We start from the raw sequence: 4,944 nt of genomic DNA on the forward strand, positions 1-4,944 counted from the left end.
CACCCAGATACACCGCGACGGTCGACGCGGTGCCGAACACGACGGGCACCGGGTACCGCAGCCGCCACAGCAACTGTCCCGCGGCCACGAGCAGCAGCACGCGCGCGAAGAGGTCGAGGGCCGCCCGCTCGCCCTCCTGGGCGTGCGCGGCGAAGTTGGAGCCCGTCAGCACGAAGACGGTCAGGAGCACCGTGGAACGCCAGGGCCACCGGACCGCACGCTTCTCGTCCCAGCGGTTCAGCCACGGCGGCCCATGACCCCACCGCATGGGCGGTCCGCCCCGCCGTATGCGCTGCTCCTCCATGACCGCCACGCTAGACCGCGCGCGCCACCGACGGCGTCACCCGGGCGAGGTGATCACACGTACTCCCGGCGAAGTACCTCCCCCACCTCGCCGGCCTCCCTGATCCGCAGCCGGCGCAGCCCATCCTGTGACGGGCCGGCCGTCCGCGGGACGCGCTCGCCGCCTGCTCGGGCGTAAGGCAACGGCTTACCGAGGCGATGGGCGCGGACCCGGGGCGCGCGTTCCGGTCACTGCACACCCGGATCCTGCGTCAGGAGCCCGACCTGCTGCCCTTGCCGGTGCTCCGGGTGCCCTGGCGGGTCTTCGCCGCGCGCCCCTGCTGCGGATAGACGAGGCCGACGGTGTGGGCGAGCTCCGCCACGGCGTGCCGGAAGAACGGCTCCCGGTCCTCCACGATCCGATTGAACTGCCCGAACACCTCGAACCCCACCAGCCCGAACAGCTGCGCCCAGGCCGCCACGAGGGTCGTCACCACCTCGGGCGGGAGGTCGGGCGCGAGATCGGCGGCCATCCGCACGGCCTCCGGGCGCAGCTCGGCGGTCAGCCGGGGCTTGGCCACCCCGAGACCCTGGTGCGCGTCGCGCACGATGGCGATCAGCAGGAAACCGATGCGCCCCGCGGCCTCGACGGTCGTCTGCGGTGCGGAGTAGCCGGGCACCGGGGAGCCGTAGATCAGCGCGTACTCGTGCGGATGCGTCAGCGCCCAGGTGCGCACGGCCTCACAGACGGATTCCCAACGCTGCACGGGGCCGGCCTCGGCGACCGCGTCATGCGCTGCCTCGGCGGCCTCGCCGAGGGAGTTGTACGCGTCGATGATGAGCGCGGTGAGCAGGTCGTCGCGGCTGGGGAAGTAGCGGTAGACGGCGGAGGAGACCATGCCGAGCTCGCGGGCGACCGCGCGCAGCGAGAGCTTGGCGGCCCCTTCGGCCGCGAGCTGTCTGCGGGCCTCGTCCTTGATGGCCGCGGTGACTTCGATCCTGGCTCGGGCGCGGGCGCCGTGTGTGGTGCTGCTGGACATGGGGGAAGTTTCCCATGTTCCGGAGCGGTGCTCTACAGCGTGAGCGGTGCGCCGTCTCGTGACTGGTGCTTCGTTGTGAGAGCGGGGGACTGCTTCGTGGCTGGTGCTCCGTTGTGCGAGCGGGGAACTGCTTTGCGGCTGCCGCTCCGTTGCGTGAGCACCAGACAGAGCACCGCTCAAAAAAGAGAGCATTGCTCTTGCTTTAGAGCACCGATCTCCGCCACACTGCTCTCAAGCGAGAGCACTGCTCACACTTCCCGCCCCTCCCATCCCACTTCAGCTGCTCTTCCGCCGCCCACTCCCACTTCGGCCGCCCATCCCCGCTTCCAGGAGGAAGTCCACATGTCCACCCACGTCCAGAAGCCCGGCTGGTTCACCGTCAACGTCTTCAATCGCGCGGTGGCCGGGATGACCCGTCGCGGCATCAGCATCTGGGGCTCCCGGGTGCTCGCGGTCCGCGGCCGCAAGAGCGGCGCGTGGCGGACCACCCCCGTGAACCTGCTGACCGTGGACGGACAGCAGTACCTCGTCGCCCCCCGCGGCCACGTCCAGTGGACGCACAACATGCGGGCCGCGGGCGGCGGCGAGCTCAGGCTCGGCAAGAACGTGGACGTGTTCACCGCGACCGAGATCGCCGACGACGACAAGCCCCCGCTGCTGCGCGCCTATCTCAAGCGCTGGAAGGCCGAAGTCGGCGTCTTCTTCAAAGGTGTCGGTCCCGACTCCTCGGACGAGGAGCTGCGCCGTATCGCCCCCGACCACCCCGTCTTCCGGATCACCTACACGAACGCCACGGGCGTCAGGAGCTGACCTCGCCACCCGGTGTGGGCCGGCGGTCCAGCGCGGTCAGGGCGCGCTGGGCCAGGGGATGACTGCGGACGATCTCGCCCAGGGACGTGGCGCCGCGCGTGATGTCCATGAACGCCTTCCATGCGGGCCGGAACCCGGTCACGGCCGCATGGAAGAGACCGGGACGCCGCTCGAACACCGTCAGCAGGCGCTTGCCGACGGCCATCTCCACGCCCAGCCCCGCCTTGATCGCGAACGCGTAGTTCAGGGCCTGCCTACGGGTGTCCACCGCGTCGTGCGCCTCGGCGATCCGCACCGCCCACTCCCCCGCGAGCCGCCCCGACCGCAGCGCGAAGGAGATGCCCTCCCGCGTCCACGGCTCCAGCAGCCCCGCCGCGTCCCCGCACACCAGCACCCGCCCCCTCGACAGCGGCGAGTCGTCTGCGCGGCACCGGGTCAGATGGCCGGAGGAGATGCTCGGTTCGAAGCCGGCGAGTCCCAGCCGCCCGACGAAGTCCTCCAAGTAGCGCTTGGTCGCGGCGCCTTCACCGCGTGCGGAGATCACTCCGACCGTCAGCGTGTCGCCCTTGGGGAAGACCCAGCCGTAACTCCCGGGAATCGGCCCCCAGTCGATGAGGACGCGCCCCTTCCAGTCCTCGGCAACCGTCTCCGGAACCGGGATCTCCAGCTCCAGGCCGAGGTCCACCTGCTCGAGCTTGACCCCGACGTGGGCTCCTATCCGGCTGGCGCTGCCGTCCGCGCCGACCACCGCACGTGCCAGCACCGTCTCACCGCCCTGCAGGACGACGGCGACCGTACGCCGGTCGGGCACCGCCGGTCCGTGCTGCTCGACCCGCGACACCGTGACGTCCGTGCGGAGTTCGGCGCCCGCCTTCTGGGCCTGCTCGACGAGCTGCTGGTCGAACTCGGGCCGGTTGACCAGCCCGAAGAGCATCTGCCTGGAACGCCGGGTACGGGTGAACCGTCCGTTGTTGGAGAACGTCACCGCGTGCACCCGGTCCTGCAGGGGCAGTTCGAAGCCGGGCGGCAGCGCGTCGCGCGAAGGGCCGATGATCCCGCCGCCGCACGTCTTGTACCGGGGCAGCTCCGCCTTCTCCAGCAACAGCACGCGCCGTCCCGCGACCGCCGCCGCGTAGGCGGCCGAAGCCCCTGCGGGTCCCGCGCCCACCACGACGACGTCCCACACCTGCCGCACGTCGTCGTCCGCCGAAGAGTTCTCGCTGCTCACGATGGTCTGCTGCTCCCGATCCGCCGCCTGCCGCATCTGTCCCCCGCATCCTACGGCGGGCATCGCCGCCGACCGCTGTGGGAGGATCGGCAGCGTATGCGCCCGTACACCAGGACGCGCCTACACACGCGCGGTCATCCGCGCGCACCGCAGCGGATGTCCGTGCACCACACCACGGGCCCACCGCGCAGACCCGTACCGAGAAGTACAACGTCGCACCTACGAGGAGCGTGCCCATGTCGTCGAATCCGGTCGCCGAGACCGTCGCCTCGCTGATGCCCAGGGCGAAAGCTGAGCTCACCGAGCTGGTGGCCTTCAAGTCGGTGGCGGACTTCGACCAGTTCCCGCGGAGCGAGAGCGAGGGCGCCGCGCGCTGGGTGGCGGACGCGCTGCGCGCCGAGGGCTTCGAGGACGTGGCGCTGCTCGACACCCCGGACGGGACGCAGTCGGTGTACGGCTACCTGCCCGGTCCCGAGGGCGCGAAGACCGTCCTGCTCTACGCGCACTACGACGTGCAGCCGCCGCTGGACGAGGCCGCCTGGACGACCCCGCCCTTCGAGCTGACCGAGCGCGACGGCCGCTGGTACGGGCGCGGTGCCGCCGACTGCAAGGGCGGCGTGATCATGCACCTGTTGGCGCTGCGCGCGCTCAAGGCGAACGGCGGCGTGCCGGTGCACGTCAAGGTGATCGCCGAGGGGTCCGAGGAGACGGGCACGGGCGGCCTGGAGCGGTACGCCGAGGAGCACCCGGAGCTCCTGGAGGCCGACACGATCGTCATCGGCGACGCGGGCAACTTCCGCGTCGGGCTGCCGACGGTGACCTCGACCCTGCGGGGCATGACCCTCGTACGGGTGCGGGTCGACACGCTCGAAGGCAACCTGCACTCGGGCCAGTTCGGCGGCGCGGCGCCGGACGCGCTGGCCGCGCTGATCCGCGTACTGGACTCGCTGCGCGCCGAGGACGGTTCGACGACGGTCGACGGACTCACGTCCGAGGCGCGGTGGGAGGGTCTGCAGTACGCGGACGAGCAGTTCCGCAAGGACGCCAAGGTGCTCGACGGCGTCGGTCTGATCGGCTCCGGTACGGTCGCCGACCGGATCTGGGCGCGTCCGGCGGTCACCGTGCTCGGTATCGACTGCCCGCCGGTCGTCGGCGCCACCCCGTCCGTGCAGGCGAGCGCCCGGGCGCTGATCAGCCTGCGGGTGCCGCCGGGCGTGGACGCGGCCGAGGCGACCAAGCTGCTCCAGGCGCACATCGAGACCCACACGCCGTGGGGTGCGCGGGTGAGCACCGAGCAGATCGGCCAGGGCCAGGCGTTCCGCGCCGACACGACCAGCCCGGCGTACCAGGCGATGGCCGACGCGATGGCGGTGGCATACCCGGGCCAGGAGATGCAGTACGCGGGGCAGGGCGGCTCGATCCCGCTGTGCAACACCCTCGCCGCGCTCTACCCGCGCGCGGAGATCCTCCTCATCGGCCTGAGCGAGCCGGAGGCCCAGATCCACGCCGTGGACGAGAGCGTGTACACAGAGGAACTGGAGCGGCCGTCGGTGGCGGAGGCCTTGTTCCTGCGCAACTCCGCGG

General features: G+C 71.4%; 4 protein-coding genes and 2 pseudogenes. 3 read left to right on the forward strand and 3 right to left on the reverse strand.

What is annotated here, in order from left to right:
* Nucleotides 1-304 (reverse strand): annotated as a pseudogene (locus ACTWQJ_RS46320) (sensor histidine kinase); the annotation flags it as partial.
* Between the two features lie 143 nt (nucleotides 305-447).
* Between ACTWQJ_RS46320 and ACTWQJ_RS46325 the strand changes: the two are divergent.
* Nucleotides 448-633: pseudogene (locus ACTWQJ_RS46325) on the forward strand (hypothetical protein); the annotation flags it as partial.
* On the opposite strand, the gene ACTWQJ_RS46330 reads toward ACTWQJ_RS46325, so the two are convergent.
* On the reverse strand, nucleotides 555-1,322 hold the full coding sequence (locus tag ACTWQJ_RS46330; RefSeq protein ID WP_443312392.1) for a TetR/AcrR family transcriptional regulator: 768 nt from the start codon (nucleotides 1,320-1,322) through the stop codon (nucleotides 555-557). The pseudogene ACTWQJ_RS46325 and the gene ACTWQJ_RS46330 overlap by 79 nt on opposite strands.
* A 342-nt stretch (nucleotides 1,323-1,664) precedes the next feature.
* On the opposite strand from ACTWQJ_RS46330, the gene ACTWQJ_RS46335 reads away from it, so the two are divergent.
* Nucleotides 1,665-2,132, forward strand: coding sequence for a nitroreductase family deazaflavin-dependent oxidoreductase (locus ACTWQJ_RS46335; RefSeq protein ID WP_443312393.1), 468 nt, complete (start codon nucleotides 1,665-1,667; stop codon nucleotides 2,130-2,132).
* Here the strand turns inward: ACTWQJ_RS46335 and ACTWQJ_RS46340 are convergent.
* Nucleotides 2,122-3,360, reverse strand: coding sequence for a geranylgeranyl reductase family protein (locus ACTWQJ_RS46340; RefSeq protein ID WP_443312394.1), 1,239 nt, complete (start codon nucleotides 3,358-3,360; stop codon nucleotides 2,122-2,124). The genes ACTWQJ_RS46335 and ACTWQJ_RS46340 overlap by 11 nt on opposite strands.
* A 236-nt stretch (nucleotides 3,361-3,596) precedes the next feature.
* Here ACTWQJ_RS46340 and ACTWQJ_RS46345 point away from each other — a divergent pair.
* Nucleotides 3,597-4,944 (forward strand): dipeptidase (locus ACTWQJ_RS46345; protein WP_443312395.1); only part of this gene is annotated, 1,348 nt, incomplete at its 3' end.

The organism is Streptomyces sp. KR55, from assembly GCF_052245645.1.
GTDB classification, from domain to species: domain Bacteria; phylum Actinomycetota; class Actinomycetes; order Streptomycetales; family Streptomycetaceae; genus Streptomyces; species Streptomyces flavusporus.

Coding starts and splice junctions, on each gene's coding strand:
- ACTWQJ_RS46335 (WP_443312393.1), top strand. CDS start 1,665: ATGTCCACCCACGTCCAGAAGCCCGGCTGGTTCACCGTCAACGTCTTC.
- ACTWQJ_RS46330 (WP_443312392.1), bottom strand. CDS start 1,322: ATGTCCAGCAGCACCACACACGGCGCCCGCGCCCGAGCCAGGATCGAA.